The 26340-nt window shown below is 65.1% G+C and carries 21 protein-coding genes; 13 read left to right on the forward strand and 8 right to left on the reverse strand.

Annotation, left to right across the window (positions count from 1 at the left end; all coding sequences use genetic code 11):
• The first annotated feature begins 61 nt into the window (after positions 1 to 61).
• The 4 genes from ACPJW8_RS06840 to ACPJW8_RS06855 all read left to right on the forward strand — a co-directional run bounded on the left by ACPJW8_RS06840 (position 62) and on the right by ACPJW8_RS06855 (position 6697).
• Positions 62 to 4315 (forward strand): endo-alpha-N-acetylgalactosaminidase family protein, encoded by a 4254-nt coding sequence (locus ACPJW8_RS06840; RefSeq protein WP_330188690.1) that lies wholly within the window; start codon positions 62 to 64, stop codon positions 4313 to 4315.
• A 151-nt stretch (positions 4316 to 4466) separates the two neighbouring features.
• Positions 4467 to 5087 (forward strand): DUF6318 family protein, encoded by a 621-nt coding sequence (locus ACPJW8_RS06845; RefSeq protein WP_330188689.1) that lies wholly within the window; start codon positions 4467 to 4469, stop codon positions 5085 to 5087.
• A 322-nt stretch (positions 5088 to 5409) separates the two neighbouring features.
• Positions 5410 to 5838, forward strand: a complete 429-nt coding sequence (locus ACPJW8_RS06850) for a DUF6318 family protein (protein ID WP_425256428.1) — start codon at positions 5410 to 5412, stop codon at positions 5836 to 5838.
• Positions 5839 to 5863: 25 nt separating this feature from the next.
• Entirely contained in the window at positions 5864 to 6697 is an 834-nt protein-coding gene (locus ACPJW8_RS06855; protein WP_330188687.1) for a hypothetical protein, read from the forward strand.
• Between the two features lie 160 nt (positions 6698 to 6857).
• Here the strand turns inward: ACPJW8_RS06855 and ACPJW8_RS06860 are convergent, their stop codons facing one another.
• Both ACPJW8_RS06860 and ACPJW8_RS06865 read right to left on the reverse strand, forming a co-directional pair.
• On the reverse strand, positions 6858 to 7733 hold the full coding sequence (locus tag ACPJW8_RS06860; RefSeq protein WP_330188686.1) for an Fpg/Nei family DNA glycosylase: 876 nt from the start codon (positions 7731 to 7733) through the stop codon (positions 6858 to 6860).
• A gap of 17 nt (positions 7734 to 7750) precedes the next feature.
• A complete protein-coding gene (locus ACPJW8_RS06865; RefSeq protein ID WP_330188685.1) occupies positions 7751 to 8389 on the reverse strand; it encodes a hypothetical protein in 639 nt (212 codons plus the stop codon).
• 114 nt (positions 8390 to 8503) lie between these two features.
• On the opposite strand from ACPJW8_RS06865, the gene gcvH reads away from it, so the two are divergent.
• The 5 genes from gcvH (at position 8504) to ACPJW8_RS06890 (ending at position 11580) form a co-directional block, all read left to right on the forward strand.
• Positions 8504 to 8887 (forward strand): glycine cleavage system protein GcvH, encoded by a 384-nt coding sequence (gene gcvH, locus ACPJW8_RS06870; protein ID WP_330188684.1) that lies wholly within the window; start codon positions 8504 to 8506, stop codon positions 8885 to 8887.
• A 140-nt stretch (positions 8888 to 9027) separates the two neighbouring features.
• Complete coding sequence (locus tag ACPJW8_RS06875; protein WP_330188683.1) at positions 9028 to 9504, forward strand: FHA domain-containing protein; 477 nt, start codon at positions 9028 to 9030, stop codon at positions 9502 to 9504.
• Between the two features lie 23 nt (positions 9505 to 9527).
• A complete protein-coding gene (locus ACPJW8_RS06880) occupies positions 9528 to 10244 on the forward strand; it encodes a MerR family transcriptional regulator (RefSeq protein WP_330188710.1) in 717 nt (238 codons plus the stop codon).
• Positions 10244 to 10747 carry a bifunctional nuclease family protein gene (locus ACPJW8_RS06885; RefSeq protein ID WP_330188682.1) on the forward strand — a complete coding sequence of 168 codons (504 nt, stop codon included), beginning with the start codon at positions 10244 to 10246 and terminating at the stop codon, positions 10745 to 10747. Before ACPJW8_RS06880 ends, ACPJW8_RS06885 begins: the two co-directional genes overlap by 1 nt.
• A gap of 236 nt (positions 10748 to 10983) precedes the next feature.
• Positions 10984 to 11580, forward strand: coding sequence for a MerR family transcriptional regulator (locus ACPJW8_RS06890; RefSeq protein ID WP_330188681.1), 597 nt, complete (start codon positions 10984 to 10986; stop codon positions 11578 to 11580).
• Positions 11581 to 11718: 138 nt separating this feature from the next.
• Here the strand turns inward: ACPJW8_RS06890 and ACPJW8_RS06895 are convergent, their stop codons facing one another.
• The gene (locus tag ACPJW8_RS06895; RefSeq protein ID WP_330188680.1) at positions 11719 to 12537 is read right to left on the reverse strand and encodes a ParA family protein; all 819 of its coding nucleotides are present in this window, start codon (positions 12535 to 12537) and stop codon (positions 11719 to 11721) included.
• Positions 12538 to 12828: 291 nt separating this feature from the next.
• On the opposite strand from ACPJW8_RS06895, the gene ACPJW8_RS06900 reads away from it, so the two are divergent.
• Positions 12829 to 16224, forward strand: a complete 3396-nt coding sequence (locus ACPJW8_RS06900) for a pyruvate carboxylase (protein ID WP_330188679.1) — start codon at positions 12829 to 12831, stop codon at positions 16222 to 16224.
• 154 nt (positions 16225 to 16378) lie between these two features.
• Here ACPJW8_RS06900 and ACPJW8_RS06905 read toward each other — a convergent pair whose 3' ends face one another.
• Positions 16379 to 18187 (reverse strand): AMP-dependent synthetase/ligase, encoded by a 1809-nt coding sequence (locus ACPJW8_RS06905; RefSeq protein ID WP_330188678.1) that lies wholly within the window; start codon positions 18185 to 18187, stop codon positions 16379 to 16381.
• A 156-nt stretch (positions 18188 to 18343) separates the two neighbouring features.
• Here ACPJW8_RS06905 and ACPJW8_RS06910 point away from each other — a divergent pair, with 156 nt between their 5' ends.
• The gene (locus tag ACPJW8_RS06910; protein WP_330188677.1) at positions 18344 to 19447 is read left to right on the forward strand and encodes an ROK family glucokinase; all 1104 of its coding nucleotides are present in this window, start codon (positions 18344 to 18346) and stop codon (positions 19445 to 19447) included.
• Positions 19448 to 19461: 14 nt separating this feature from the next.
• Here the strand turns inward: ACPJW8_RS06910 and ACPJW8_RS06915 are convergent, their stop codons facing one another.
• From ACPJW8_RS06915 to ACPJW8_RS06925, 3 genes are read right to left on the reverse strand one after another with little or no spacing between them, the layout of a single operon-like run.
• A complete protein-coding gene (locus ACPJW8_RS06915) occupies positions 19462 to 20034 on the reverse strand; it encodes a hypothetical protein (protein ID WP_330188676.1) in 573 nt (190 codons plus the stop codon).
• A complete protein-coding gene (locus ACPJW8_RS06920; RefSeq protein WP_330188675.1) occupies positions 20031 to 20819 on the reverse strand; it encodes an alpha/beta hydrolase in 789 nt (262 codons plus the stop codon). Before ACPJW8_RS06920 ends, ACPJW8_RS06915 begins: the two co-directional genes overlap by 4 nt.
• Positions 20816 to 21604 (reverse strand): alpha/beta hydrolase, encoded by a 789-nt coding sequence (locus ACPJW8_RS06925; RefSeq protein ID WP_330188674.1) that lies wholly within the window; start codon positions 21602 to 21604, stop codon positions 20816 to 20818. The genes ACPJW8_RS06920 and ACPJW8_RS06925 overlap by 4 nt, the downstream gene beginning before the upstream one ends.
• 110 nt (positions 21605 to 21714) lie before the next feature.
• Between ACPJW8_RS06925 and ACPJW8_RS06930 the strand changes: the two genes are divergently transcribed.
• Both ACPJW8_RS06930 and ACPJW8_RS06935 read left to right on the forward strand, forming a co-directional pair.
• Positions 21715 to 22479 (forward strand): lysophospholipid acyltransferase family protein, encoded by a 765-nt coding sequence (locus tag ACPJW8_RS06930; RefSeq protein WP_330188709.1) that lies wholly within the window; start codon positions 21715 to 21717, stop codon positions 22477 to 22479.
• A gap of 68 nt (positions 22480 to 22547) precedes the next feature.
• Positions 22548 to 23942 carry a class II 3-deoxy-7-phosphoheptulonate synthase gene (locus ACPJW8_RS06935; protein ID WP_330188673.1) on the forward strand — a complete coding sequence of 465 codons (1395 nt, stop codon included), beginning with the start codon at positions 22548 to 22550 and terminating at the stop codon, positions 23940 to 23942.
• A gap of 57 nt (positions 23943 to 23999) precedes the next feature.
• Here the strand turns inward: ACPJW8_RS06935 and ACPJW8_RS06940 are convergent, their stop codons facing one another.
• Positions 24000 to 26267, reverse strand: a complete 2268-nt coding sequence (locus ACPJW8_RS06940) for a Stk1 family PASTA domain-containing Ser/Thr kinase (RefSeq protein WP_330188672.1) — start codon at positions 26265 to 26267, stop codon at positions 24000 to 24002.
• Positions 26268 to 26340 lie beyond the last annotated feature (73 nt).

The raw sequence follows: 26340 nt of genomic DNA on the forward strand, positions 1-26340 counted from the left end.
GGGGCGTCAATGCGTCGCCGGTCTGGCGCTGTCGGGCCTGTTGGCCGGAGGGCTGTGGGCAATGCCTGCAGCCGCCGCGGCGGCAATCGACACCCTGACCCTCTCCAGCGCGGACCTCAGCGTCGACGTCGCGGCCGCGTTCCCGCAGGTAGTGGCGTACCACCACGCCTCCGGCGGCGAACTGGGCGGCAACCCCGAGGCACTGACCTCCGTGGTCCTCAACGGCAAGCCCTACGCCGTGCAGGCCACGGGCTCACAGATCAACAGCACGACGGCGGAATGGAACCTTGCGTTCCCGGACCTCCCTGGCGTCTCACTCACCGCGCGCATCACGGTTGAGGGCGCTGTCGTCACCTTCGCGGTCACCGGGGTCACGGATACCGAGGCCTTCCGCGTCGGCACCATCGACATCCCGGGCCACGACCTCGTCACGGTCAACTCCAACCAGCCCGGTGCCACCGTGGTGAGCTCCAAGGTCAGCCCGGACCGCAACACCTCAGGCGACACCATCCAGCCGGTCACCGCCGACCTCGCAGCGGGTAACGCTTCGGGATCCGCCTACGGCATCGTCCATACCAACACACTGGCTGCGGCGATCGACACCAACTCGGTTTATGACCAGTCCAACGGCCCCGCGCAGAGTGAAGGCGGCCGTGTCTGGCGCCAGGTCCAGGACCAGGACGGCGCCAAGGCAGTCTCCCTGTGGAGCGGCCAGTGGACCTACCGCGCCGCGCAGGCACCGTTCACCGAAGAGCTTCCGTGGGCCAAGATCGTGGTGACGCCCGAAGCAAACGGTGATGGCGCCGTCGACTGGCAGGACGGTGCAGTGGCGCTCCGCGGGATCCTCCGCGCTCCGCAGGGTTCCGAGGAAACGCCCGAGCGCGTCATCCCGCACATCCCCTTCAACTTCGCGAGCCAGGCAACGCACCCGTTCCTGCGCACGCTCGACGACGTCAAGCGCACCTCACTCTCCACGGACGGCCTCGGCCAGCTCGCGGTGCTCAAGGGTTACGGCTCCGAGGGCCACGACTCGGCGCACCCGGACTACGGCGGAAACTACAACACCCGCGCCGGCGGCCTGGAGGACATGAACACGCTCCTGCGCGAAGGCGCCAAGTGGGGTGCGGACTTCGGCGTGCACGTCAACGCCACCGAGGCCTACCCGGAAGCGAAGACCTTCTCCGAGACCCTGGTCAATGAGAACGCACCCGGTTGGGACTGGATCGACCAGTCCTACTACATCGACCAGCGCACGGACCTGGCCAGCGGCGCCATCCAGAAGCGCTTCCAGCAGCTGCGCGACGAAACCGACCCGGCGCTCAAGTTCCTGTACATCGACGTCTACTACCAGTTCGGCTGGCTCCAGGAGCGCCTGGCGCAGGAGCTCCGCGGCCAGGGCTGGCAGATCGGCACCGAATGGTCCTACCACTTCGAGGAAGACGCGCTCTGGTCCCACTGGGCCAATGACGAGTCCTACGGCGGGTCCACGAACAAGGGCCTGAACTCGGACGTCATCCGCTTCCTGCGCAACCACCAGAAGGACACCTGGAACCCCAACAAGCTCCTCGGCAACACTGAAATTGTCGAGTTCGAGGGTTGGACCGGCGAAACCGACTGGAACGCGTTCCTCAAGAACGTGTGGCAGCGGAACCTGCCCACCAAGTTCCTCCAGACCCAGCAGATCCTGGACTGGGACGCGAACAAGGTGCGCCTAACCGGCGACGTGCGCGTCGAGAACGACGGCGCCGACCTGACGAGCCGCAAGATCTTCGTCGGCGACGCGCAGGTCCTCGCGGGCAACACCTACCTGCTGCCGTGGAAGACCAGCAACGGCACCGAAAAGCTGTACCACTACAACGCCGACGGCGGCCAGACCGCTTGGCAGCTGACCAAGCCGTGGCAGCAGGTCAAGCAGGTGCAGGTGTACAAGCTCACGGACCAGGGCCGGCAGCACGTTGGCACCGTTCCGGTGCGTGGCGGCAAGGTCACGCTCAACGCGGAAGCCGGTGTTGCGTATGTGCTGGAGCGGTCCACGCAGGCTGTCGCTTCACCGGACGCCGCGTGGGGTGCAGGCACCAACATTGCCGACCCCGGGTTCAATGCCGGCAACCTCACCAAGTGGAACCCAACCGGCGGCGCCAGGATCGGCGTCGTCAATGGTGGCCATGCGGTAGCGGAGCTGCCCGTGGGCGGTGAGTCCTCCATCCACCAGGACGTCGCCGGCCTGACCCCGGGACGCAACGCCCTCGGCGTGTGGGTCGAAATCGAGAAGGGCAAGACGCGGAAGACAACTGTCAGCGTCACCTCGGGCGGCACAACCCGGGACGTCGAGATCGACACTACTACCGCGGAGAACTTCGTCGCGGCTGATGAGAAGCACGGTTCGTTCTTCCAGCGCATTGAGGTTCCGTTCGACGTCGCTTCCAAGAAGGACAGCGTCCGCGTTGCCGTAAAGGCGGGCGACGGCGACGGCGGAGTACGCGTCGACGATGTCCGGATAGTGGCGAAGGACCGTCCGGTCGAAGGCCAGCTGCCCCAGGGCGTGCTGGTACAGGAGGACTTCGAGAACGTGGTCCAGGGCTGGTCACCGTTCGTGAAGGGCAACGCCGGCGGTTCCACGGATCCGCGCACGCACCTGGCCGAGCTGCACGCGCCGTTTACCCAGGCCGGCTGGAACGGAAAGAAGATCGACGACGTCCTTGCGGGCAACTGGTCGCTCAAGTCGCATGCGGAGAACGGCGGCCTTGTGTACCGCACGGTACCGCAGACGGCTGACTTCCAGGCAGGCCACAAGTACCGCGTCAGCTTCGACCACCAGGCAACGGCCGGAGGCTACGACTGGGTGGCCGGCTACGATTCGGTCCGCGGCGGCGAGCCGCGTTCGGTCACGCTGAAGTCCACACCGATCACTGCCCAGACCACCACCAAACGGTTCGTCGACGAGTTCGTCGCCGGCTCCTGCGGTGAATACTGGGTGGGCCTGTCCACGGGCGGCAACGGCGGCGACTTCGTGATGGACAACGTCCTGATCGAGGACCTCGGTGCCGATGCAACCCCGGTGGCCTGTGGCACGCTGGCCATCGACGCCCCGGAGAAGCTGCTGCCCGGCCAGGCGAACGACCTCACCACCACGTTCACCTCCGACGAGGCAACCGCAACCGGTCCGCTCACGCTGGACCTGAACGCACCCGAAGGCTGGACTGTCACCGCAAAGGATGCCTTCACGTTCCCGGCAGTCAACCCCGGGGATACCGTGACCACCACGTGGACTGTTGTCCCGGCGTCGGACGCTGACAAGGGTCCGCACGCACTCGACGCAACCGCCAAGTACACGATCGACGGCGCGGAACGCAGCGCTACGGCGGCCACCTCGGTCGGCGCCCTTGCGGCACCGCCGGTGGGCGACAACTGGGCCAGCGACCTCGACTGGGTATCGGCCGAAAACGGCTGGGGCCCAGTGGAACGTGACCGTGCCAACGGCGAGTCAGGCGCAGGCGACGGTCCCGCGCTCAAGCTCGAAGGCGTCACGTACGCCAAGGGCCTGGGCGTCCACGCTGTCTCCAACATCCGCTACTACCTTGGCGGCCGCTGTGAGACCTTCACAGCGGAGGTTGGCGTCGATGACTACCAGCCGACGCGTGGTTCCATCACCTTCGCAGTACGGGCCGACGGCGTTCAGGTCGCTCAGACCGCGAAGATGACTCCGACCACTCCGACGGTTTCCCTGGTTGCCAACGTTGACGGCGCACAGTACGTGGACCTCGTGGTCGGCGACGCCGGCGATGGCGTGGGCAACGACCACGGTGACTGGGCCAACGCCAGGTTCAGCTGCTCCGGAGACGGCACCGGCATCCCCGGCACAGGCACGGGCGGAATTATCCCGAAGAGCCAGCTGCGCATTGCCGACGTCAGCAGCGCCGACCCCGCAGGTGGCCAGGCCAGCTTCGCGATCGACGGCAACATCGTCACGCAGTGGCACTCCCGCTGGTCCGACGTCGACCCCGACGCCGGTTACCCGCACCACATCACGATCGACACCGGCTCGGCCCGCCAGCTGAAAGCACTGCAGTACCTGCCGCGCCAGGACGGAGGATCGAACGGTCCGATCAAGGGTTATGAAATCTACGTGAGCGCTGACGGCACCACGTGGGGTCCCGCCGTCGCTACCGGTGAATTCCCCAACAACCGCGAAACCCAGCGTGTGGAGTTCGCTCCAGTAGACGGTCGGTACATCAAGCTCGTGGCCACCAGTTCGCAGAACGGTGCGGTGTTCGCCTCGGCAGCGGAGATCGACGTCGAACAAGTAATCCCCTGATTGCCCCTCTATAACTCGGGCGGCCGCGTGATGCGGCCGCCCGAGCCATTTAACCGGAAGCCCGGCTTCGGACCCTCGGCCCAGTTCTACGTGGGCTAGCCTGAAAACCTGACCCGGGACTCGCCGGATGAAACTACTTGGGGAGTTCTGTATGACAGCGTCGAAGGTCCTTGCCCATGGAGCGCTTGCACTGACGGTTGCGGTGTCCTTCGGGCTGGCTGGTTGTGCTTCCGGAGAATCACCAGAGCCGGCAATCACGACGGCGGCGCAAGCTACCTCCCAGCCTGCAGCGGTCACTTCCGCTGCGGCCTACAAGCCAGCCGACGCTTCCGAGCGCGCGCAGAACGTTCCATTTCCGGTCTTGCCGGAAGCCGCAAAGGCGGGGACCAAGGAAGGCCTGGAGGCCTTCGCTACGTATTGGTTTCAGGCGCTGAACTATGGATATGAGACCGGCAATACGGACCTTGTTTCTGCGGTATCGAGTCCCGACTGCGTTTTCTGCCAAGGACTCATCGACAACATCGGATTGTCGTGGAGCAACGATAAATGGATATCCGGAGGACAGATACAAGCCGCAGACATTGCGGCGCAAGTCTCATCGGGAGCACCGGCGCGCGTAAGTGTGCAAGTGACCCAGAAGGAACTCGTCATCCGTAATCCGGACGGCAGCCTGTATCAGGAACCCACGCCGGCCACTAATGCAGGAAGCCAAGCCACTGTTGCGCACAGTGGAGCCGGGTGGACCATCAGTGACCTGAGCCTGATCCGATAGGCCTGTGGATAAGTCTCAAGGCGCAAATTTGGCGTGGGCTACCCTTAGACAGTGTCCGGGGCTGGCCGGGCTGAATCTACTGGGGGAGTCTCGGCCCATGACATCGTCGAACATCTTTGTGTCCGGTAACTGGCGCGCTGGAGTAGTTGCCCTGGCTGTCGCGGGGTCCTTCGCACTTGCTGGTTGCAATTCAGGAGACACACCGGGGCAGGCCGCGACCGGCTCAGAGACTGCCTCGGTAAGCCCAACGCCAAGTGCTTCCGCAACACCGACGGCTGCTTACAAGCCAGCGGACGCCTCAGGGCGCGCCCAGAATGTTCCAGTGCCTGTCCTTCCCGAGGTGGCTAAGACGGAGACCAAGGAAGGCCTGCTGGCGTTCGCTGAGTACTGGTACGCCACACTCAGCTATGCCTACGAAACCGGGGACATGGCTCCCCTAAAGTCAGTGTCTGCTCCAGGATGCGCCAACTGTGAAGCCGCTGAGAAAATTATCTCCAATTGGTTCTCGAACGGACGGTGGATGTCCGGAGGAAAGATCGCGACGCCAGCCGTTGAGACCACGTTCATAGTTGCGCCCGATGGAAACTACCAAGTCGTCGTCCAGGTCCAGCAATCTGAACTTCGCGCGTTCAAGGCAGACGGTACCCCCGCTGACACCACCGTTCCGGCAACCGATGTAGCCCAGATCTTCCTCTCAAAGTTCGATGCAGGCAGTTGGAAGCTCGTGGACGCTCAGCGGCTGAACGGATAACTGATATGCGGTGCACGTTGGTCCCTTGGCGAAGCATCGTGGCTTTTATGAGGTCGGCGCCAAATGGAAGTTCGACCCAGTGACAGGGACCTTCCACATTGATACGAGCCCTGCGCGTGATCCAAATCCGGATCCCTGGCAGTACAAATATCTGCACCAATGTGAGCTGGACGGCGGTGAGTACGCCACTCCTTGCCAGGGCCGTGAGCTGACATGCAAGGGTGGGCCAAACGGTGAGAACGGTATCCCGGTGGTTTGGTACCACGCTCCAGCAGGCATCGCGAATCCGGCGTGGACTTACCATTCCGGTCCAACGTGCTTCTACGACGCTGAACCCGAGGACCTGTTGCCACGCATCGCAGCGGACATTCAGCGTGAGTTCCAGAACCTTCCTATCAGCGCCGGAAGTGTGACGTCCCAGCCCAGCCCGCACACCCTCCGAGGTGCGCAGACCAACGTATACGCCGACCCCGTCGAGCAGGAATTCGACATCACGATGTTCGGCCAGCGTGTCCATGTGACGGCTACCCCTGTCCAGTACACGTGGAATTACGGGGACGGAACGATCGTCGGCCCTCATGGTTCAAAGGGAGGAGCCCTTCCCGAAGAGCGCTGGGGAGAAGAAACACGTACCAGTCACGCCTATGCCGAGACGGGCGATTTCCAAATAATGCTGACAACCTCGTTCCAGGGGACGTACTCGGTCAACGACGGTCCACCATTACCGATACCGGGGCAGGGCCAGTTCAGCTCCGATCCGCAGACCATCTCCGTCTGGCGATCTGTCACCCGGAACTACGCGGACGACTGCAACGTCAACCCGCAAGGCCAGGGATGCCCCGGAGTCCGTTCGCGGTAGCCCCCGTTGAGCAGGTCCTGGGGACGAATCCTAAGCTTGTTCGCGAGTCCTAACCTTGAAGCCTGGGACTCGCGAACAAGCCTAGGATTCGCTGGAGAGCCGGAGAGCAGGCCAGGCCTGGGACAGTCGCCGGAGAGTCAGCCAGGCCGAAAGCCCAGACCTACTTCAGGAATTTGGACGTCCTCCGGTCCGCGAGGATCTTGCCCTTCGTCTGGCAGGTGGGGCAGTACTGCAACGCGGAGTCGGCGAACGATACCTCCCGCACGGTGTCCCCGCATACGGGGCATGCCTGGCCGGCCCGGCCGTGGACCCGCATGTGGCTGCGTTTCGCGTCCTTCAGCTCGCTGGGAGGCTTGCCGCCGGCTTCCTGAACGGCGGCGCCAAGCACAGAGTGGATGGCGTCGTAGAGCGTTTGGACGGAGTCGGCGTCGAGCTTGTTGGCCACGGCGAACGGCGAGATCCGCGCCGCGTGCAGGATTTCGTCGCTGTACGCGTTGCCGATTCCCGCGATGGTGCCCTGGTTCCTGAGCAGGCCCTTGATCTGGTGCCCGCTGGAAGCGAGGATCTCGGCAAACACCTCCACGGTAAAGGCGGGAGCGAACGGGTCCGGGCCCAGAGAGGCGATCCCGGGCACTTCCCGGGGGTCGTTCACCACGTAGACGGCCAGGCCCTTGTGGGTTCCGGCCTCAGTGAGGTCCACGCCCAGATCCGGCTCGTCACTATTGAAGGAGAAGCGCAGGCGGGCAGCTATGGGACCTTTCCCGAGCTTCAGCGGTGCAGTGGACGGCGATTCGGTGACCCGGGCCCAGCCTGCCCGGGCGAGGTGGAAGACGAAGAACAGCCCGCCGGCGTCGATAGCCACAAATTTCCCGAACCGGCTCACCCCGGCAACTGCCCGGTTTTCAAGGGCGTAATACGGCGGGTCGGCCGTCTTGAGTACGGCGATGGACGCGATCTGCACTTTGGCGATCCGGGCATCGCGGAGCCGGCCGTCCAAATAGGAGGCCAGCGCGGCGACTTCGGGCAGCTCAGGCATGGATCAAGGGCCTACATTCAGTGCCGCTTGCCCGGATCGTCAGCGTTTTCATCGGACGAAGCAGGACGGGTCTCCGGCTTGCCGGCAGAGGATGAACGCGCATCGCGCTCGGCGTTCTTTGCGGCCAGCGCACGTTCCGCCTCCGCCTTCTTGAAAGCCTTCACCTTCTGCCCGCGGTGCCGCCAGATCTTCCAGAGCACGACGCCGGCAACAAAGGCAACAACCGCGGCTACGGCCGAGATCTGGGTCCAGATGGGGAACCAGGTCGCTTCGGTGCCCAGGATCCGCTGGCCGTTATGGGCCGATTCGGAGTTGCTGATGAGGATGGCCGCCGTCAACAGGTTGGGGGTTGCCAGGGCCACACCCAGCAGGATCAGGACGATCTTCCACGGCCAGGAAACCTGCTTGCGGGTGGCCTGCCAGGCCACCATGAGGGGGAGGAGCGTGAAGACGAACCCGTAGAACATGCCTACCCACACACCGGCGGCGAGGTCGCCCTGGACCTGGTTGCCAATGGTGGTGGCCCACCAGACCGGCAGGAACGCGGCCAGGATGAAGTACGCCAGAACCAGGATTACCAGTGCTACGACACCAAAGATGATGCGGGCAACCCAGTTGGTCTTTTTCACCGGCTGTGCCTGTGTGTTTTCAGTCATGCCACCATCATGGCAGAACCCCTCCAGCAACCGGCGGATGTGCCTATACTTTCAGCGGCGGCTTGTTGTTAAGGCCCCGGCGACCTTGCTGATTGATCCTAGGAAAGGCCCCTGATGAGCAACATTCCCGAAGACCTGTACTACACCGCCGAACACGAATGGGTTACCGCGCCCACCGATGGTGTTGTCCGGATCGGCATCACCGACTTCGCGCAGGACGCCCTGGGCGACGTCGTCTACGCCCAGATGCCCGAGCCCGGAACCGCTATCACCGCCGGCGAAGTCATCGGCGAGGTGGAGTCCACCAAGAGCGTCAGCGATATCTACGCGCCCGTCACCGGGGAAGTGGTGGCCCGCAACGAGTCCCTGGACACCGATTCCGCCCTGATCAACACCGACGCCTACGGCGACGGCTGGCTCCTGGAAGTCCGGCTTGCAGAAGCAGACGCCGTCGAGTCGCTGCTCAGTGCATCTGAGTACGAACAACAGGTAGGCTAAAGCTAACCGGGTTTTCACGTCCCGCCGTACTGACGGCCAGCGGCTTTGTTCAACATCGCCGCACGTCAGCGGCATGGAATCGGGTCCGGAGGCAAGTGTTGATTGCAGGAGCAAGTGCTGCAGCGGAAGAGGAGGAACCCATGGTTGGCCACGAACGGAACCCTGCCAATGGTCACAACGGCACAGGTGCGGAACCAGCTTCGGAGACCACTTCGATCCACCTTCCGCCTATCACTAACGAGCCGTCGATCGCGCCGCAGCTTTCCCTTGAGGAACGCGCTGCCGTTGAGGCGTTGCCGGCCGGCTCGGCCCTTTTGGTTGCCCACAGCGGCCCCAACAGCGGCGCCAGGTTCCTGCTGGATTCGGACATCACCACGGCCGGCCGGCACCCTGATGCGGATATCTTCCTCGACGACGTCACGGTCTCCCGTAAGCACGTCGAGTTCCGCCGCACGGAACGCAGCTTTGAAGTGGTAGACACCGGCAGCCTCAACGGCACGTACGTCAACCACGACCGCGTGGACAAGGTGGAGCTGCGCTCGGGCAGTGAAGTCCAGATCGGAAAATTCCGTCTCACCTTCTACCTGAGCCCTGCCCGCGCAGCAGGCCGCTCCTGATCAAGGGGCTGCTGCCTGTGGCAATGGCGCAACCGGACCGGCGCGGTCCCCAGGTCCTGAACATCGGGGAAGTCCTCGCGCAGCTCAGCGATGACTTCCCCGGAATGTCAGCCTCAAAAATCAGGTTCCTTGAAGAAAAGGGCCTGATCAATCCCCGCCGGACTCCGGCGGGTTACCGGCAGTATTCCGACGGCGACGTCGAACGCCTGCGTTTCGTCCTCGCTCTGCAGCGGGACCAGTACCTTCCGCTGAAGGTCATCAAGGACTACCTGGATGCCATCGATCGTGGAGAACGTCCCGAAAACCTGCCGCCCGGCGTCGTGGTTTCCCCCCGGATCGTCTCGGATGAACTGGCTACCGAGCTGAAGAACCGTGGACGCAAGCTGACCGAGGAGCAACTGCGTGCCGAATCCGGTGCCAGCGTCCCGCTGCTGCAGTCGCTGCTGAGCTTCGGGCTGATCGGACACACCGGCGGCATGTTCGATGAGCATTCGCTCCAGGTGGCCAAGGCATGTGTCCAGCTGGAAAACCATGGCCTGGAACCGCGCCACCTGCGGCCGTTCCAGGCTGCGGCGGAACGCGAGTTCGGACTGGTGGAGCGCGCTGTTGCACCGCTGGCTTCCCGGAAGGACGCGGCCTCACAGGCGCGGGCAGCAGAGGCGGCCCGCGAGATCAGCGATCTGTGCCTCACCCTGCACCGTGCACTGGTGCAGGACCACATCTCACGCATGGAACTGTGATGATCGAAGTAGAGATAGTCGGAGTCCGGATCGAACTGCCGTCCAACCAGCCGCTGGTGCTCCTGCGCGAGCTCCATGGCGAACGGCACGTCCCTATCTGGATCGGGACGCCTGAGGCCAGCGCCATCGCGTTGGCGCAGCAGGGCATCACGCCGCCGCGGCCCATGACGCACGACCTCCTGGTGGATGTGGTGGAGTCTCTGGGCCACTCGATTGTCAGCGTTAATATCGTGGCGGTCGAGGACAACATCTTCTATGGCCAGCTCCAGTTCGAGAACGGCACCACTGTCAGCTCCCGCGCTTCAGACGCGCTGGCCGTGGCCTTGCGTGCCAAGTGCCGGATCTGGTGCGCCGATGCCGTGATGGACGAGGCAGGCGTGCGGATTACCGAGCACGATGAGGGCGAAGACGCAGAGCCCGGTCCCAGCGTCGATGAAGAGGGCGAGCTGCGCCGTTTCCGCGAGTTCCTGGACGATGTGGAGCCTGAGGACTTCGACGGTTAGGTCACGTTAAGGTTAAAGTTGAGCCTGAAACTTTCGACACGCCTGCCGGATGGCGCCAAGGTCTTTGACCTTGGGGCACAGCAGGCCTAACGTCGAAGTATCAAGTTCCCATTGCTTACAGCGGTCCCGCAAGTCACACTGGAGAGTGCGCTCTGTGCGGAATTACATGCATGGCCTTTATTCCGGGCCTGTGGCTGTATGGAATCCCCGGGGAGCTTAGGACAAGGAGGATCCAGGTGAGTCCCAAAGGCGATTCAGGCCAGCTCAAACAGCCCGCAACGGCTGGTACGGCTGTGCCCGTGAGCGGGGCCCAGGGGCTGCTGTTTACCGAAGACCTTCCGGTGCTGGATGAAGACGCCGGCTACCGTGGCCCCACTGCCTGCAAGGCGGCGGGCATCACCTACCGGCAGCTGGACTATTGGGCACGTACCGGCCTGGTTGAGCCGGCCGTCCGCGGCGCCGCCGGTTCGGGTTCACAGCGGCTGTATGGCTTCCGGGACATCCTGGTCCTCAAGGTGGTCAAGCGACTCCTGGACACCGGCGTTTCCCTCCAGCAGATCCGCACGGCTGTGGAGCACCTGCGCGAACGCGGTGTTGAAGACCTGGCCCAGATTACTTTGATGAGCGACGGCGCCAGCGTCTACGAGTGCACCTCCGCCGACGAAGTGATCGACCTCGTCCAGGGCGGCCAGGGCGTTTTCGGCATTGCCGTCGGCCGGGTCTGGCGCGAAGTGGAAGGCAGCCTCGCCTCCTTGCCCAGCGAACACGCCGCGGAGCAGTCCTTTCCGGACGATGAGTTGAGCAAAAGGCGCGCTGCACGCAAAATCAGCTGACGACGTCGAAATCCCGTCAGGCGGGAATGCAGAAAAGGTGGGGGTCCGGTCAGGACATCCCACCTTTTGCGTGTGCGGAACCTTCGGTGATCGAGATTGTCGAGATCCGGGTTTCGACAGGCTCAACCACCGGGGGAGTCAGCGCTGCGCCCGCCTCGACGCCCGCCCGGCACCGAGGATGTTTGTCAGCAGCGCGTCGAACAGGGCTGCCGCGTTCTTCGCGGAATCGCCCGGCCAGCTATGGACCGGATGCGCCGCGCCCTGGATCTGCTGCCAGTTGGCCTGTTCGGGAATGCGTGGTTCCAGCAGCATGCCGCCGAACATCGATTCCATTTCAGAGAGCCGGAAGGCGTGCTCGGATGATCCGGTGCGGACACGGTTGGCCACAATGCCTGCGGGGGCAAGGCCAGGTGCGAACTCCTGCCGGAAAAGCTGGATGGCCCGCATGGTGCGTTCGGTGCCGGCCACGGAGAAGAGGCCAGGCTCTGCCACCAGGGCCACCTTGTCGCTGGCGGACCAGGCCATCCGGGTGAGCCCGTTCAGGGAGGGCGGGCAGTCGATCAGGACCAGCTGGTAATTCTCTGCGCCGGCGAGGACCGTAGAGAGCCTGCGGAGGTCGCGCCGGCCAAGATCGGGACGGTCGTAGATGCCTGTGAACGCGGAACCCACTGCAACATCCAGGACGGGGTTTACCGTGCCCTTGGCTGCCGCCGCTGAAACCCAGCCGCTGGCCGTGACGTTTTCCGCAAGGCGGGCCCGGCGGGGGCTTTTGAGCATCCGGCCAATGTCCAGATGGCCGTTGGACTGGACGCCCAGGGCAGTGGTGGCGTCTGCATGCGGATCAAGATCCACCACCAGGGTGGGGATGTTCGCGGCCAGTGCCGCCGATGCCAATCCAGTGGTGACGGAGGTCTTGCCGACTCCGCCCTTGAGGCTGCTGATGCTGACTACTTGCACGTGAAAACCAAGACCTAACGCCGGATGCCGAGTTGGGGCAGGATTGCCGATGGATTACCGGAAGGTAATTTACGCAATGCCGCCACCCCATCATATGTTGACCGGCGGGGAATCGGGGCCTTGACCGTGCGGGCATGGCAGACTGGTGAGGCTGTCGCGATGACTCCTTCAAATGTGCAGGGCACATGACGGAAATCTGTGTGACGGTGAACACAATCATTTGTGTTTGTCCGCAGCGGTCTTAGACACTGTGACCACTTACCGATCCGCCCGCAATGATGCAGGAGCAGCATGTTTTCGAAAATTCTGGTGGCCAACCGCGGCGAAATTGCAATCCGCGCTTTCCGCGCCGGCTACGAGCTCGGCGCCAAGACTGTAGCTGTCTTTCCGCATGAGGACCGCAACTCCATTCACCGCCAGAAGGCCGACGAAGCCTATCTGATTGGCGAGGAGGGTCACCCCGTCCGCGCCTACCTCGACGTGGATGAAGTCGTGCGCGTGGCCAAGGAGGCCGGCGCAGACGCTATTTACCCCGGTTACGGCTTCCTGTCCGAAAACCCTGACCTGGCCCGGGCTGCTGCCGCAGAAGGAATCACCTTCGTCGGACCGCCCGCTGAGGTGCTGGAACTTGCCGGCAACAAGGTGTCCGCGCTGGCGGCTGCCAAGTCCGCCGGCGTCCCCGTGCTGAAGTCCAGCGCGCCGTCCAAGGACGTGGATGAGCTCATTGCCGCGGCGGACGAAATCGGCTTCCCGATCTTTGCCAAGGCAGTCGCCGGCGGCGGCGGGCGCGGCATGCGCCGCGTTGATACCCGCGAGGCCCTGCCGGAAGCCCTGCAGGCCGCCATGCGCGAGGCCGACGCAGCCTTCGGTGATCCCACCATGTTCCTGGAGCAGGCAGTCCTGCGTCCGCGGCACATCGAAGTGCAGATCCTGGCCGACGCCGAGGGCAACGTGATGCACCTCTTCGAGCGTGACTGCTCCATCCAGCGCCGCCACCAGAAGGTCATCGAAATCGCCCCGGCGCCCAACCTGGACGAAGGAATCCGGCAGGCGCTGTACCGCGACGCCGTCAAGTTCGCCAAGGCCCTCAACTACGTCAACGCAGGCACGGTCGAGTTCCTGGTCGACACCGTGGGTGAACGCGCCGGCCAGCACGTCTTCATCGAAATGAACCCGCGTATCCAGGTGGAGCACACTGTCACCGAGGAAGTCACGGACGTGGACCTCGTCCAGGCACAGCTGCGGATCGCGGCAGGGGAGACCCTCGCCGATCTGGGACTCTCCCAGGACACCGTGCAGCTCCGCGGCGCGGCCCTCCAGTCCCGCATCACCACCGAGGACCCTGCCAACGGTTTCCGTCCCGACGTCGGAAAGATCACCGGTTACCGTTCCGCCGGCGGTGCCGGTGTAAGGCTCGACGGCGGTACCGTCTACTCGGGTGCCGAGATCAGCCCGCACTTCGACTCCATGCTGGTGAAGCTGACCTGCCGTGGCCGGGATTACCCTGCCGCGGTGGCCCGTGCCCGCCGCGCCCTGGCCGAGTTCCGTATCCGTGGTGTGTCCACCAACATCTCCTTCCTGCAGGCTGTGCTTGAGGATGCCGAGTTCGTGGCCGGCAACGTGGCCACGTCCTTCATCGACGAACGCCCGGAGCTGCTGAAGTCCCGCGTGTCCGCCGACCGCGGCACCAAGCTGCTGACCTGGCTCGCCGAGGTCACCGTCAACAAGCCCAACGGTGAACTCACCGTGATGACGGACCCTGCCCGCAAGCTTCCGGCACTGCCTGAAGGCACGGCACCGTCGGGCTCCCGCCAGCGGCTGCTGGAACTTGGGCCTGAGGGATTCGCCAAGGCGCTCCGCGAGCAGAACGCCGTAGCCGTTACGGACACCACGTTCCGCGACGCCCACCAGTCCCTGCTGGCTACCCGCGTCCGCACCCGCGACCTCGTGGCCGCCGGTCCCGCCGTCTCGAAGCTCCTGCCCGAGCTGCTGTCCGTCGAGGCCTGGGGAGGCGCCACGTACGACGTCGCGCTCCGGTTCCTCGGCGAGGACCCCTGGGACCGCCTGGCGGCACTGCGCAAGGCCATGCCCAACGTGTGCCTGCAGATGCTGCTCCGTGGCCGTAACACGGTGGGCTACACGCCCTACCCGGAGGAAGTCACAGCGGCCTTCGTCAATGAGGCGGCGGCAACCGGCATTGACATCTTCCGCATCTTCGACGCCCTGAACGACGTCAACCAGATGGCCCCGGCCATCCGCGCCGTCCGGGCAACAGGTACTGCGGTGGCCGAGGTGGCGCTCTGCTACACCGGCGACATGCTGGACCCCGCCGAAGAGCTGTACACCCTGGATTACTACCTGGAGCTCGCGCAGAAGATCGTCGACGCCGGGGCACACATCCTGGCCATCAAGGACATGGCGGGCCTCCTGCGTCCGGCAGCGGCTGCCAAGCTGGTCGCGGCCCTGCGGGAACGCTTCGACCTCCCGGTCCACCTGCACACCCACGACACCGCGGGCGGGCAGCTTGCCACCCTGCTGGCCGCTGTGGACGCCGGTGTGGACGCTGTGGACGTCGCCGCCGCGTCCCTGGCCGGAACCACCAGCCAGCCTTCGGCATCCGCCTTGGTGGCCGCGCTGGCCCACACCCCGCGGGACACCGGCCTAAGCCTGGACGCCGTCAGCTCGCTGGAGCCGTACTGGGAAGCCGTGCGCCGCGTCTACGCTCCGTTCGAGTCCGGGCTGCCGGGCCCCACAGGTCGCGTCTACCAGCACGAGATCCCGGGCGGGCAGCTGTCCAACCTGCGCCAGCAGGCCATGGCCCTTGGCCTGGGCGAGCAGTTCGAGGCCATCGAGGACATGTACACGGCCGCTGACCGCATCCTGGGCCGCCTGGTCAAGGTGACCCCGTCCTCCAAGGTGGTGGGCGACCTCGCCCTGCACCTGGTGGGCCTCGGCGCCGACCCTGCGGACTTCAACGAGAACCCGCAGAACTACGACATCCCGGATTCCGTCATCGGGTTCCTGTCCGGCGAGCTGGGTGACCCTCCCGGAGGCTGGCCTGAGCCGTTCCGCACCAAGGCCCTGCAGGGCCGCACCGTCAAGGTGCGCGACGTCGAGCTCAGTGCCGAGGACAGCGCCGCCCTGGCAGGGGATTCCAAGACCCGCCAGCGCACGCTCAACCGCCTGCTCTTCGCCGGTCCCACCAAGGACTACGAGAAGAGCCAGGAAACATACGGCAACGTCTCGGTCCTGGACACCCGGGACTACCTCTACGGCCTGCAGCTGGGCCAGGAGCACGTCATCCAGCTGGAGCGCGGCGTCCGCCTCATCGCCTCACTGGAAGCTGTTTCCGAGCCGGATGAAAAGGGCATGCGCACCGTGATGTGCAAGCTCAACGGCCAGTCGCGCCCCGTTGTTGTCCGCGACCAGTCGGTGGACAGCAACGTCAAGGCGGCGGAGAAGGCGGATCCGGCCAACAAGGGCCACGTTGCAGCGCCGTTTGCCGGTGCAGTCACCGTGACCGTGCGTCCGGGCGACGAAGTCAACCCCGGAGACACTGTGGCCACCATCGAGGCCATGAAGATGGAAGCATCCATCACGACGCCGGTGGGCGGCAAGGTCTCCAGGCTCGCCATCTCGGAGATCGAGCAGGTCCAGGGCGGAGACCTGCTGCTCGTCGTCGAGTAAGCGGCAGTGTAAAGACGGTCTAAACAAAAGGAGGAGGCCCAACCGGTTCGCCGGTTGGGCCTCCTCCTTTTGTGGCGGACCCGGTGATCGAGCCTGTCGAGATCCAGGTTTCGACAGGCTCAACCACCGGTGATCGAGCCTGTCGAGATCCAGGTCAGGCGCGGGGAGCCTTGTACATCTCCTCGATGACCGGTTCAAAGTCCTTGACCACCTGGGCGCGCTTGACCTTCATGGAGGGCGTCAGGTGTCCTGATGCCTCGGTGAAGTCGGAGGGCACAATCCGGAAGGACTTGATGGCTTCAGCCTGGGACACGGAGCCGTTGGCCTTGGTAATCAGCTCCTGCACAGCTGCCTTGATGACGGCGTTGTCGGCGGCTTCTTCCATGGTGGTTTCGGCGGGCAGGCCATGGCGCTGCAGCCAGCCGGGGAGTGCCTCCGGGTCCAGGGTAACCAGCGCGCCGATGAACGGCCGGTTGTCGCCCACCACCAAAACCTGGGAAACCAGTGCATCGGCGCGGATCTGGTCCTCCAGCAGCGCAGGGACCACGTTCTTGCCGCCGGCGGTGACAATGATTTCCTTCTTGCGGCCGGTGATCCGCAGGAAGCCTTCGTCGTCCAGCTGGCCGATGTCTCCGGTCTTGAACCAGCCGTCGTCGAAGGTTTCGGACGTGAGGTCCTCGCGCTTGTAGTAGCCCTTCATAACGCAGACACCCTTGACCAGGATCTCGCCGTCGTCTCCAATCTTGACGGTGTTGCCCGGCAGGGGCTTGCCCACGGTGCCGATCCGGATCCGGGACGGCGTGTTCACGGAGACGGGGGCCGTGGTCTCGGTCAGGCCGTAACCTTCGAGGATCTGCAGCCCAATGCCCTGGAAGAAGTGGCCCAGGCGTTCGCCCAGCGGCCCGCCGCCGGAGACGGCGTGCGCGACGTTGCCGCCCATTGCCGCGCGCAGCTTGCCGTACACCAGTTTGTCGAAGAGGGCGTGCTTGACCTTCAGGCCCAGGCCGACCTTGCCCGACTCGCGTGCCTTGGAGTAGGCAATGGCGGTGTCCGCGGCCTTGTGGAAGATGCCGCCCTTTCCGCCGTCCTCTGCCTTGGTCAGCGCGGAGTTGTATACCTTTTCGAACACCCTGGGTACGGCCAGGATGAAGGTGGGCTGGTAGCTCTGCAGGTCCGCGAGGAGGTTCTTGATATCAGGAGTGTGGGCGACTGTGGTGCCGGCCGCGACTGCCAGGACCGAGATGAACCGTGCGAAAACGTGGGCCAGCGGGAGGAACATGATGGTCTTGGCGTTCTCGTTGACCACGTCACCCAGCAGGGCAAGCGCGTTCTCGGACAACTCCACGAAGTTGCCATGGGTGAGCTCGCAGCCCTTGGGCCGGCCGGTTGTTCCGGAGGTGTAGATGATGGTGGCGACGTCGCTGAGCTTCGCTGCACTGCGCCGTGCTTCGAGTTCGGCGTCGTCAATCCCTGCCCCGGCGCTGCGCAGGGCGTCCAGGCCCTGGCCTTCCAGCTGCCAGACGTGCTGGAGGGCGGACAGTCCCTCGGACGAGGCCGCCTGGCGGATGATGTTTTCATGGTGGGCGGTCTCGCCAAACGCGGCCACGGCTCCGGAATCACCGAGGTTCCAGGCCACCTGGGAAGGTGAGGAGGTTTCGTAGATGGGAACAGAAACGCCACCTGCAAACCAGATGGCGAAATCAACCAGTGCCCACTCGTAGCGGGTGCGGGACATAATGCCCACGCGGTCGCCGGGGCCCACACCGCTGGCCATCAGGCCCTTGGCCAACAGGGACGCATCCGCAAGGAAGTCCGTTGCGCGGATGTCCTCCCACGCGCCGGTGGACCCCAGCCGGGAGAACAGGGCGGGGTTGCTGGCCTTGTTGGCCTGGCGGATGACCAGGTCAGTGATGTTCGTCTCCGGCGGGACGACAACCAGGGGCGGAACACTGAATTCGCGCACTGTAGCTCCTTTGATATCAGACTGCCCTTGCGACTACTGATCTAAGAGTAGTACGCAGGCACAGCGCATGTGCAGAGTTAAAGCTACTGGCCAGTAACAACGAGGTCAATGACACGAACCCGGGTCCAGCGGTTGTCCGGCCTAGACTGAACAACTATGAGCGCCGCGATTCCCGGGGAGGACCCCGGCACCAGCCCCCGCACCGGCAACTGGCGGCGGCGCCCCCGCTATTCGGCGACTGCCGCACCCTGGAGGCTTGCCCGCGCCGACGGCCGGGGCGGGCGCCTGCACCTTGGCCGGCGTGGCCTGGCCATCGGCATCGACATTGGCGGCACCAAGGTGGCCGCCGGAGTGGTGGATGCGGGTGGCCGGATCCTCAGTGAAGCCCGAAGGTCCACTCCCGGCGGGGATCCGCGTGCAGTGGAAAACGTGATCGTGGAGCTCGTGGCAGAACTTTCCGCGCAGTACCGCGTAGGCAGTGTTGGCATTGGTGCTGCCGGGTGGATGGACCTCGACGGCGGCACTGTACTTTTCAGCCCGCATCTTGCCTGGCGCAACGAACCGCTGCGGGCGAACCTGCAGCGGTTGCTCCGGCGTCCTGTCTTCCTTAGCAACGACGCCGATGCCGCAGCATGGGCGGAATGGCGCTTTGGTGCCGGGCAGGGGCAGCGCCGCCTGGTCTGCATCACGCTCGGAACCGGCATTGGCGGTGCCATGGTGATGGATGGCCGGGTGGAGCGCGGTATGCACGGCGTCGCGGGGGAGTTCGGCCACCAGGTCATGATGCCCGGCGGCCACAGGTGCCAGTGCGGAAACCGGGGATGCTGGGAGCAGTACGCCTCGGGCAACGCCCTGGGCCGCGAAGCGCGCGCGCTGGCCCACGCCAACTCTCCGGTCGCGAGGGAAATCCTCGCCGCTGTCCATGGCAACCCGGAGCGGATCACAGGTGCCGTGGTGACTGAACTCGCCCTGGCCGGGGACGCCGCCTGCATTGAGCTCATTGAGGACGTTGGCGAATGGCTGGGCCTTGGCCTGGCGAACCTCGCCGCCGCACTGGACCCGGGCCTGTTTGTGGTGGGCGGTGGCCTGTGCTCAGCCGGCGACCTGCTTCTGGAACCAGCGCGGCGGGCCTTTGCCCGGAACCTTACCGGCCGCGGGTTCCGGCCTGCAGCTGCCATCGAACGGGCTGCGCTGGGCCCCAGCGCCGGGTTGATCGGTGCGGCGGACCTCTCACGCGTCAGCAGCCGCAGCCGGCGCTGACGGCGACGAAGCCGTTAGACCCGGGCGCCGTCGTCGGAATCGTTCTTCTCGTGGGGCAGTCTCATGATCAGGTATCCCACAGCGGCGACAAAGGCCGCGATGACGCCGAGGATGGCCAGCAGGGGCGCCGCACGCCAGAACATCGCAAACATCAGGAGCGTCACGGGACCGCCCACCGCGCCCAGCCACGCAAGCATGGTCAGGGGCTCCGTTCCGGCCAGGCTGGGTGGTTCTTCCGGCACAAAGCCGCCCTCGTCGTCGTCGTCAACCTCATAGTCCCGGGGGCCTGGGAGGGGAGCGGCCCCTTGGCCGGATCCGGCGCGCTCGGCAGCGGATGGTTCACGGTGCGCAGGGCCATGCGCCGGGTTGGAAAGCCCCAGGGGGTCAAAGTCGGCAAACCGGGGCGTCGCCGGCTGCACAGGCGCTGCCGGCGCAGGGTTCTTCCCCGCTTCGTGCGTTTCAGCTGAGGGGCCTTGTTCATGGGGCGGAGTCTGTGGCTCTTCCTGCAGCCGGGACACCAAATCCAGCCAGACGGCGTCGTCCTGGTTGGCCCCCTGGTCAGGTGATCCTGGTTCCGGTCTGTTCATTCTGCCGTGCCTTCCGGGAGGGGCGCCGGGCCGGTAGTGGCCTGGCGGCGGATGAAGTCCACGGAACCCGTGAAGATGCTGTGGGCATCATTGTCCAGTGTGGCCACGTGGTAGCTGTTTTCCAAGTAGCTTACGTCCAACGGCGCCCCGGTCAGGCGTTCGCGCAGCAGGTTCATGGAGGCGTCGGAGACGATGTGGTCCACAGTGGAACGGAACACCCGCACCGGTGCCGTAATCCGGGGAAGCAACCGCACAGTGTCCTTGAACATCAGGTGGAGCTGGTGGGCCGCAGCCACAGGAGTGCGGGGGTAGGCGCCTTCGTCCATCCCTTCCTTCATGATGTCGTTCGCGATGGCCGGGGTGCTCCGAAGGACAAACTTCAGCAGACCGGCAATGGAGGAGCGGGGATCGTCGATCCGCAAGGCCGGATTGACCAGGATGACGCCCGCAACGGGCCGGGTGGCCGCGATCCGAAGCGCCAACGCGCCGCCCATGGAGAGCCCGGCGGAAAAGACGTGTTCGCACTCGGCGTCGAGTTCCAGGTAGGCCTCGTCCAGCGCCGCGTGCCACTGGCGCCAGTTGGTCCGGGCCAGCTCTTCCCACCGGGTTCCGTGGCCCGGCAGCAGCGGCATCCGGACGGCAAAGCCGGCGTCCGCGAATGCTGCCGCCCAGTCCCGCAGGCCGTGGGGGCTGCCGGTGAAACCGTGGGACAGCACCACGCCTACGCTGGGTCCATCGCCCCGGAAGGGACTGCTGAACGGGCTGTGGTCCGGGAGTGCTTTCACAGGGATTCCTTCGTTGATTCCCGGGCGGCGGCCTCGCGGCGGATGAAGTCCACCGACCCGGAGAAGATGGTGGGGGCCTCGGCGTCGAGCGTTGCCACGTGTCCGCTGTGGGGAAGATCGACGACGGCGGCCGGCCGGGGAAGTCCGCGCTGGAGGATCGCCAGGGAGGTGGGCGGTACAACGGCATCCGTGAGGGAACGGAAGACCTGGACCGGCGCCGCGACGCCGGGGAGGGCGCGCCGTGTTGCCCCAAACAGCTTCTTGAGCTCGTGGACGGCGGCCAGGGGCGTGCGGGAGTAGTCGCCGTCGTCCGTGGGAACGGCCGTGACGTTTTCTTCCACAATCGGCATGGTGGTGTGCTGGAAGTGCTTGAGCACGCCAATAACCCGTACGCGCTTGTCATAAAAGCTCAAGCCGGGATTGACCACGCAGACGCCATCCACGGGATGCCGGGACGCCGTGAGCAGCGCGATCGCACCGCCCATCGACAACCCCGCAACAAAGGTTTTGTCCGTCCTGGCCGCCAGGTCCCGGTAGGCATCCTCGAACGCCGTATGCCAGTCATGCCAGCGTGATCCGGCCAGTTCCTGCCAGTTGGTTCCATGGCCCGGGAGTAACGGCACGGACACGGCAAAGCCCTGGCCGGCCAGATGCTCGGCCCACGGCATGATGCTCAGCGGGCTGCCGGTGAACCCATGGCAGACGGCGATTCCGATGGCAGCGTTGGCCCCGTGGCCCGGGTAGCTGAAACCCGCAGGGGGGCGCTGCTGGCTGCTTTCCGTCATGACTCCATCGTGACACTGTTCCGGGCAATTCTCACTAGAGTAGGGTTGCAATGGATTCCCGCCCAGCGGCTTGTTCAGCTGGCCTGCTGCCGTCCGGAGAGGTGCGTCGCGTGTTCTATTGGGTGATGAAAAGGATCTTCCTGGGGCCGATCCTGAAGCTGCTTTTCCGTCCCTGGGTCAAGGGCCTGGACAACGTTCCACAGCACGGCGCCGCCATCCTGGCTTCAAACCATTTGTCCTTTTCGGACTCAATTTTCCTGCCCCTGATGGTTCATCGTCCGGTGGTGTTCCTGGCCAAGTCGGAGTACTTCACCGGCACCGGACTCAAAGGCCGGCTCACTGCCATGTTCTTCAGGATGACCAACCAGCTGCCCATGGACCGCTCGGGCGGCGCGGCATCGGCGGTTTCCCTGAGCGCCGGAATGGACGTCCTGCGCAATGGCGGCCTGCTGGGGATCTACCCGGAAGGCACCCGCAGCCCGGATGCCCGCCTCTACCGGGGCAAAGTGGGCGTGGCCAAGCTGGCGCTGGAGGCAGGCGTTCCCGTCATCCCGGTGGCCATGATCGGTACGGACAAGGTACAGCCCATCGGCAAGCGGCTGCCCAACATCCGGCGGATCGGCATGATCTTCGGTGAGCCGCTGGACTTCAGTGGATACGCTGACAGGGCCGAAGACCGGACCGTCCAGCGCGAGGTAACGGACCGCATCATGGCCCAGCTGATGCGGCTCTCCGGCCAGGAATACGTGGACGAATATGCCGCCGTCGTCAAGCTTCGCCTCAGCGGGGCCGCGGCCCCGACTCCCGCGGATCCAGGCGCCGGTACGGGTTCCGGCACGGGTACTTCTCCGGAAACGCCCGACGCCGGTACCTGAGTGTGACGCCGGGGCACCGCTGATGACGGGGGCGGTACGCGGATCGCGTCTGAGGATACTACTCTTGTATGGTGACTGAGCTATCCGCAAAACCCGTATTCTCCCTCTCCAGCACCGCCCAGAGCGGCGCCGCCGATTACCCGGGGCTGGACCACTGGCGTGACCTGCCCATCTCGCAGCAGCCCAGCTGGCAGGACAAAGCGGTCTTTGACGCCTCCGTCCGCGAGCTTTCATCAGTGCCGCCGCTGGTTTTCGCCGGTGAAGTTGACATCCTCCGCGACCGGCTCGCCGCCGCCGCGCAGGGCAAGGCCTTCCTGCTACAGGGCGGCGACTGCGCCGAGACCTTCGAGGCAGCCACCGCGGACCGGATCAGCGCCCGCGTGCGCACCATCCTCCAGATGGCGGTAGTCCTCACGTACGGTGCCGCCATGCCTGTCATCAAGATGGGCCGTATGGCCGGCCAGTTCGCCAAACCGCGCTCCTCCAATGACGAAACCCGCGAGGGCGTCACCCTGCCGGCCTACCGCGGCGACATCGTCAACGGCTACGAGTTCACACCTGAATCCCGCGGCCACGACGCCTCCCGCATGCTCCGCGCGTACCACACCTCGGCTTCCACGCTGAACCTGATCCGTGCGTTTACGCAGGGTGGTTTTGCTGACCTGCGCCTGGTCCACCACTGGAACAAGGGCTTCACCGAGAACCCTGCCCACGCGCGCTACGAATCCCTGGCCCGCGAAATCGACCGCGCCATCACCTTCATGGATTCCTGCGGCGCCGACTTCGAGGCCCTCAAGCGCGTTGAGTTCTTCGCCAGCCACGAGGCACTGCTCCTGGATTACGAGCGCGCCCTCACCCGGATCGATTCCCGGACCGGCCTGCCGTACGACACCTCCGCCCACTTCCTCTGGATCGGTGAGCGTACCCGCGAACTGGACCACGCACACGTGGACTTCCTGTCCCGCGTCCGCAACCCCATCGGCGTCAAGCTTGGCCCGGGCACCAGCGGGGACGACGCCCTGCGCCTGATCGACAAGCTCGACCCCAACCGCGAACCGGGCCGGCTGACGTTCATCACCCGCATGGGCGCCGGCAACATCCGCGAGAAGCTGCCGGCCGTCGTCGAGAAGGTCACTGCGTCCGGCGCGCAGGTCCTCTGGGTCACCGACCCCATGCACGGCAACACTGTCACCTCCCCGAACGGCTACAAGACCCGCAACTTCGACGACGTCATTGACGAGGTCCGCGGGTTCTTCGAAGTCCACCAGTCATTGGGTACGGTGCCGGGTGGCCTGCACGTCGAAATGACCGGGGACGACGTCGCTGAGTGCCTCGGCGGTGCAGACCCGATCGACCAGGACGCCTTCCTGGACCGCTATGAGTCCGTATGCGACCCCCGCCTCAACCACATGCAGTCCCTGGAGATGGCATTCCTGGTAGCAGGAGCGCTGTCCAGGAAGTAGCTGGGCATAAAACAGCCGGGCCGGTGAATCACCGGTCCGGCTGTTTGCTTTAAGGCCTTAGACCACCGTCAGCGTAATGACCGAACCTTCGGGGAGTTCCTTGTCCGCGGGCTCCTGTGCCCGGACGGTGCCGAACAGGCCGCCAAGGATCTCATTGATCCGCACCGAAAAGCCCAGGTCCTGCAGTTCCTTCTGGGCAACGTTCGCCTGCTTGCCCACGAAATTGGGCACCTTCACCATTTTTGGGCCCTTGGAAATGGTCAGGCCCACTTTGGCATCCCGGGTCAGTGTGCCGTTGGCGGGCGTCTGGGCTACCACGTGTCCCTTTGGCACGGAGGCGTCATTGACCTCATCCACCACCTCGGCCTTGAGTCCGGCCGCCTTGATGGCCTCCTCTGCCGCCTTCTTCTCCATTCCCACTACCACGGGCACAGGGAGGGGTTCGGGGCCCTTGGAAACCGTCAGGGCCACGGGGGTGCCGCGCCGGACGTCGGTGCCGGCGGCAGGGTCCTGTGCCAGGACTGTTCCTGGCGGCGCCGATTCATGGAAGGCCTCTGTAACGGGACCCAGCGCCATCCCCGTGCTGTTCAACGTTGATTTGGCCTCGTCCAGGGAGGCGCCCGTGAGTTCCTCCAGGGAGAACAGTTCCGGGCCCCTGGACACGATCAGCGAAATCCGTTCGAAGCGCCGGATTTCAGTGCCCGACGGCGGCTCGGTACCCACCACGTGGCCCGCGGGCACATTGTCGTCGAACGTGCGGGTGGTGCTGTACTGGAAGCCGGCCTCGGTCAACTCCAGCTTGGCTGCATCCTCTGTCTTGTTGACCAGCTGCGGGATGATCCCGGGCGAACCGGGCCCCATGCCGAAGAACCATCCGGCACCGGTTGCCAGCGCCGTCACCAGGATCAACACAATCACCCACAGCACTCCACGACGGCGGGAGTTCCCTTCGCGGAGGTTCCGCACCGGAGTGGCGGCTGCCCTGGAACGCGCCTTGTCCGCTTCCCGGGCCGCCTTCTGCTGTGCGCGCTTGCTCAGCGGCCGGTCCGGGGCAGCAACTCCGCCATGCTCCTGGATGGCATATGGATGATCCTGTCGGGGCGGAGCCGCATAGGGTCCGGGCCAGCCGCCGTCGCGTCCCAGTTCGGGGGTGGGTACCTGTGTGGCCGCGCCTGATCCGGCCCGCCCGCCTGCGCCGTCAATCTCCCCGGTCCCGTCAAGTTGGGCTGTGGGGTATTGCCGCGGCAGGAATGACGTGGCGGGTGCTCCGAGCGCGCTTGCAGGAAAAACGGTGGTGGGGTTGCTGGTGGCCTGGATGACCTCCGTATGTTGCGCTGACTCCGCTCCCGGCGGGCGGGAAGGGGCCGGCGGCGCCACGCGGTCCGTGGCAGGGAACAGCGGGGAAGCCTGTGGAGCGCCAGGTGTTGCGGCGGACTGTGCTGCGGCGGGCTGTATTGCGGCGGGCTGGGCATCCAGCTCGGCGTCGGTAAGGCGGGTGCGGATGTGGCTGAGTTCTTCAAAGAGGGCCCGGCCGTCAACGGGCCGGTTCTCGGGATCATTGGCCGTGCACCACTGGACCAGTTCATCAACGTCCGGTGCCAGGCCAGGAACCAGCGCCGAGGGCGGCGGCACGGTGCCATTAACGTGCTGGTAGGCAACCTGGATGGGGACGTCACCCTGGAACGGCTGCTGGCCGGTGAGCATTTCGTACAGCATGATGCCGGCGGAATAGATGTCGCTGCGGGCATCTGCGGGTTTGCCCAGCACCAGTTCGGGGGAGATATAGGCAACGGTGCCCAGGAGCGCGCCTGTGCTCGTGGACGTGCTCACCGCCCGGGAGAGTCCAAAGTCGCCAATCTTGATCCGTCCGTCCTTGGCGATGAGGACGTTTTCGGGCTTGACGTCGCGGTGGATCAACCCGGCGGCGTGGGCAGCTGCCAGGCCTTCGATCACCGGGCTGGCCAGGGCGAGGGCCAACCGGGTGGACAGGCCGCCCTTCTCCGTGATGACGTCACGAAGCGTGTGCCCCTCGATGTACTCCATTACCAGGTAGGCGGTGCCGCCGTCGTGGCCCTGGTCCAGCATGCCGACCACATGGGGATGCGACAGCCTGGCGGCAGCCTTTGCTTCGCGGCCTAGGCGGTCAAGGAAGTTCTGGTCGTGGGCAAGGTGCGGGTGCAGGACTTTGAGCGCAACGTCCCTGTCCAGGCGCAGGTCGGTCGCCAGGTAAACAGTGGACATACCGCCGCGGGCAATACGGGAGCGGATCACGTAACGATGATCCACCGTTGTTCCCACCAGGGCGTCAGAGAGGTTTTCCGGCACCTTACGATCCTAATCCTGACTGGATCACTGCCCCAGCCGACAGACGGGCCAGAACCGTATCGTTATGTTGGCC

The sequence above is a fragment of the Pseudarthrobacter sp. J47 genome (genome assembly GCF_049810315.1).
Classification (GTDB): Bacteria; Actinomycetota; Actinomycetes; order Actinomycetales; family Micrococcaceae; genus Arthrobacter.

Excerpts from the sequence above, each read along its gene's own strand:
- ACPJW8_RS06840 (WP_330188690.1), top strand. The coding sequence starts at position 62 with ATGCCTGCAGCCGCCGCGGCGGCAATCGACACCCTGACCCTCTCCAGC.
- ACPJW8_RS06845 (WP_330188689.1), top strand. The coding sequence starts at position 4,467 with ATGACAGCGTCGAAGGTCCTTGCCCATGGAGCGCTTGCACTGACGGTT.
- ACPJW8_RS06860 (WP_330188686.1), bottom strand. The coding sequence starts at position 7,733 with ATGCCTGAGCTGCCCGAAGTCGCCGCGCTGGCCTCCTATTTGGACGGC.
- ACPJW8_RS06865 (WP_330188685.1), bottom strand. The coding sequence starts at position 8,389 with ATGACTGAAAACACACAGGCACAGCCGGTGAAAAAGACCAACTGGGTT.
- gcvH (WP_330188684.1), top strand. The coding sequence starts at position 8,504 with ATGAGCAACATTCCCGAAGACCTGTACTACACCGCCGAACACGAATGG.
- ACPJW8_RS06875 (WP_330188683.1), top strand. The coding sequence starts at position 9,028 with ATGGTTGGCCACGAACGGAACCCTGCCAATGGTCACAACGGCACAGGT.
- ACPJW8_RS06880 (WP_330188710.1), top strand. The coding sequence starts at position 9,528 with ATGGCGCAACCGGACCGGCGCGGTCCCCAGGTCCTGAACATCGGGGAA.
- ACPJW8_RS06885 (WP_330188682.1), top strand. The coding sequence starts at position 10,244 with ATGATCGAAGTAGAGATAGTCGGAGTCCGGATCGAACTGCCGTCCAAC.
- ACPJW8_RS06900 (WP_330188679.1), top strand. The coding sequence starts at position 12,829 with ATGTTTTCGAAAATTCTGGTGGCCAACCGCGGCGAAATTGCAATCCGC.
- ACPJW8_RS06910 (WP_330188677.1), top strand. The coding sequence starts at position 18,344 with ATGAGCGCCGCGATTCCCGGGGAGGACCCCGGCACCAGCCCCCGCACC.
- ACPJW8_RS06915 (WP_330188676.1), bottom strand. The coding sequence starts at position 20,034 with ATGAACAGACCGGAACCAGGATCACCTGACCAGGGGGCCAACCAGGAC.
- ACPJW8_RS06925 (WP_330188674.1), bottom strand. The coding sequence starts at position 21,604 with ATGACGGAAAGCAGCCAGCAGCGCCCCCCTGCGGGTTTCAGCTACCCG.
- ACPJW8_RS06935 (WP_330188673.1), top strand. The coding sequence starts at position 22,548 with ATGGTGACTGAGCTATCCGCAAAACCCGTATTCTCCCTCTCCAGCACC.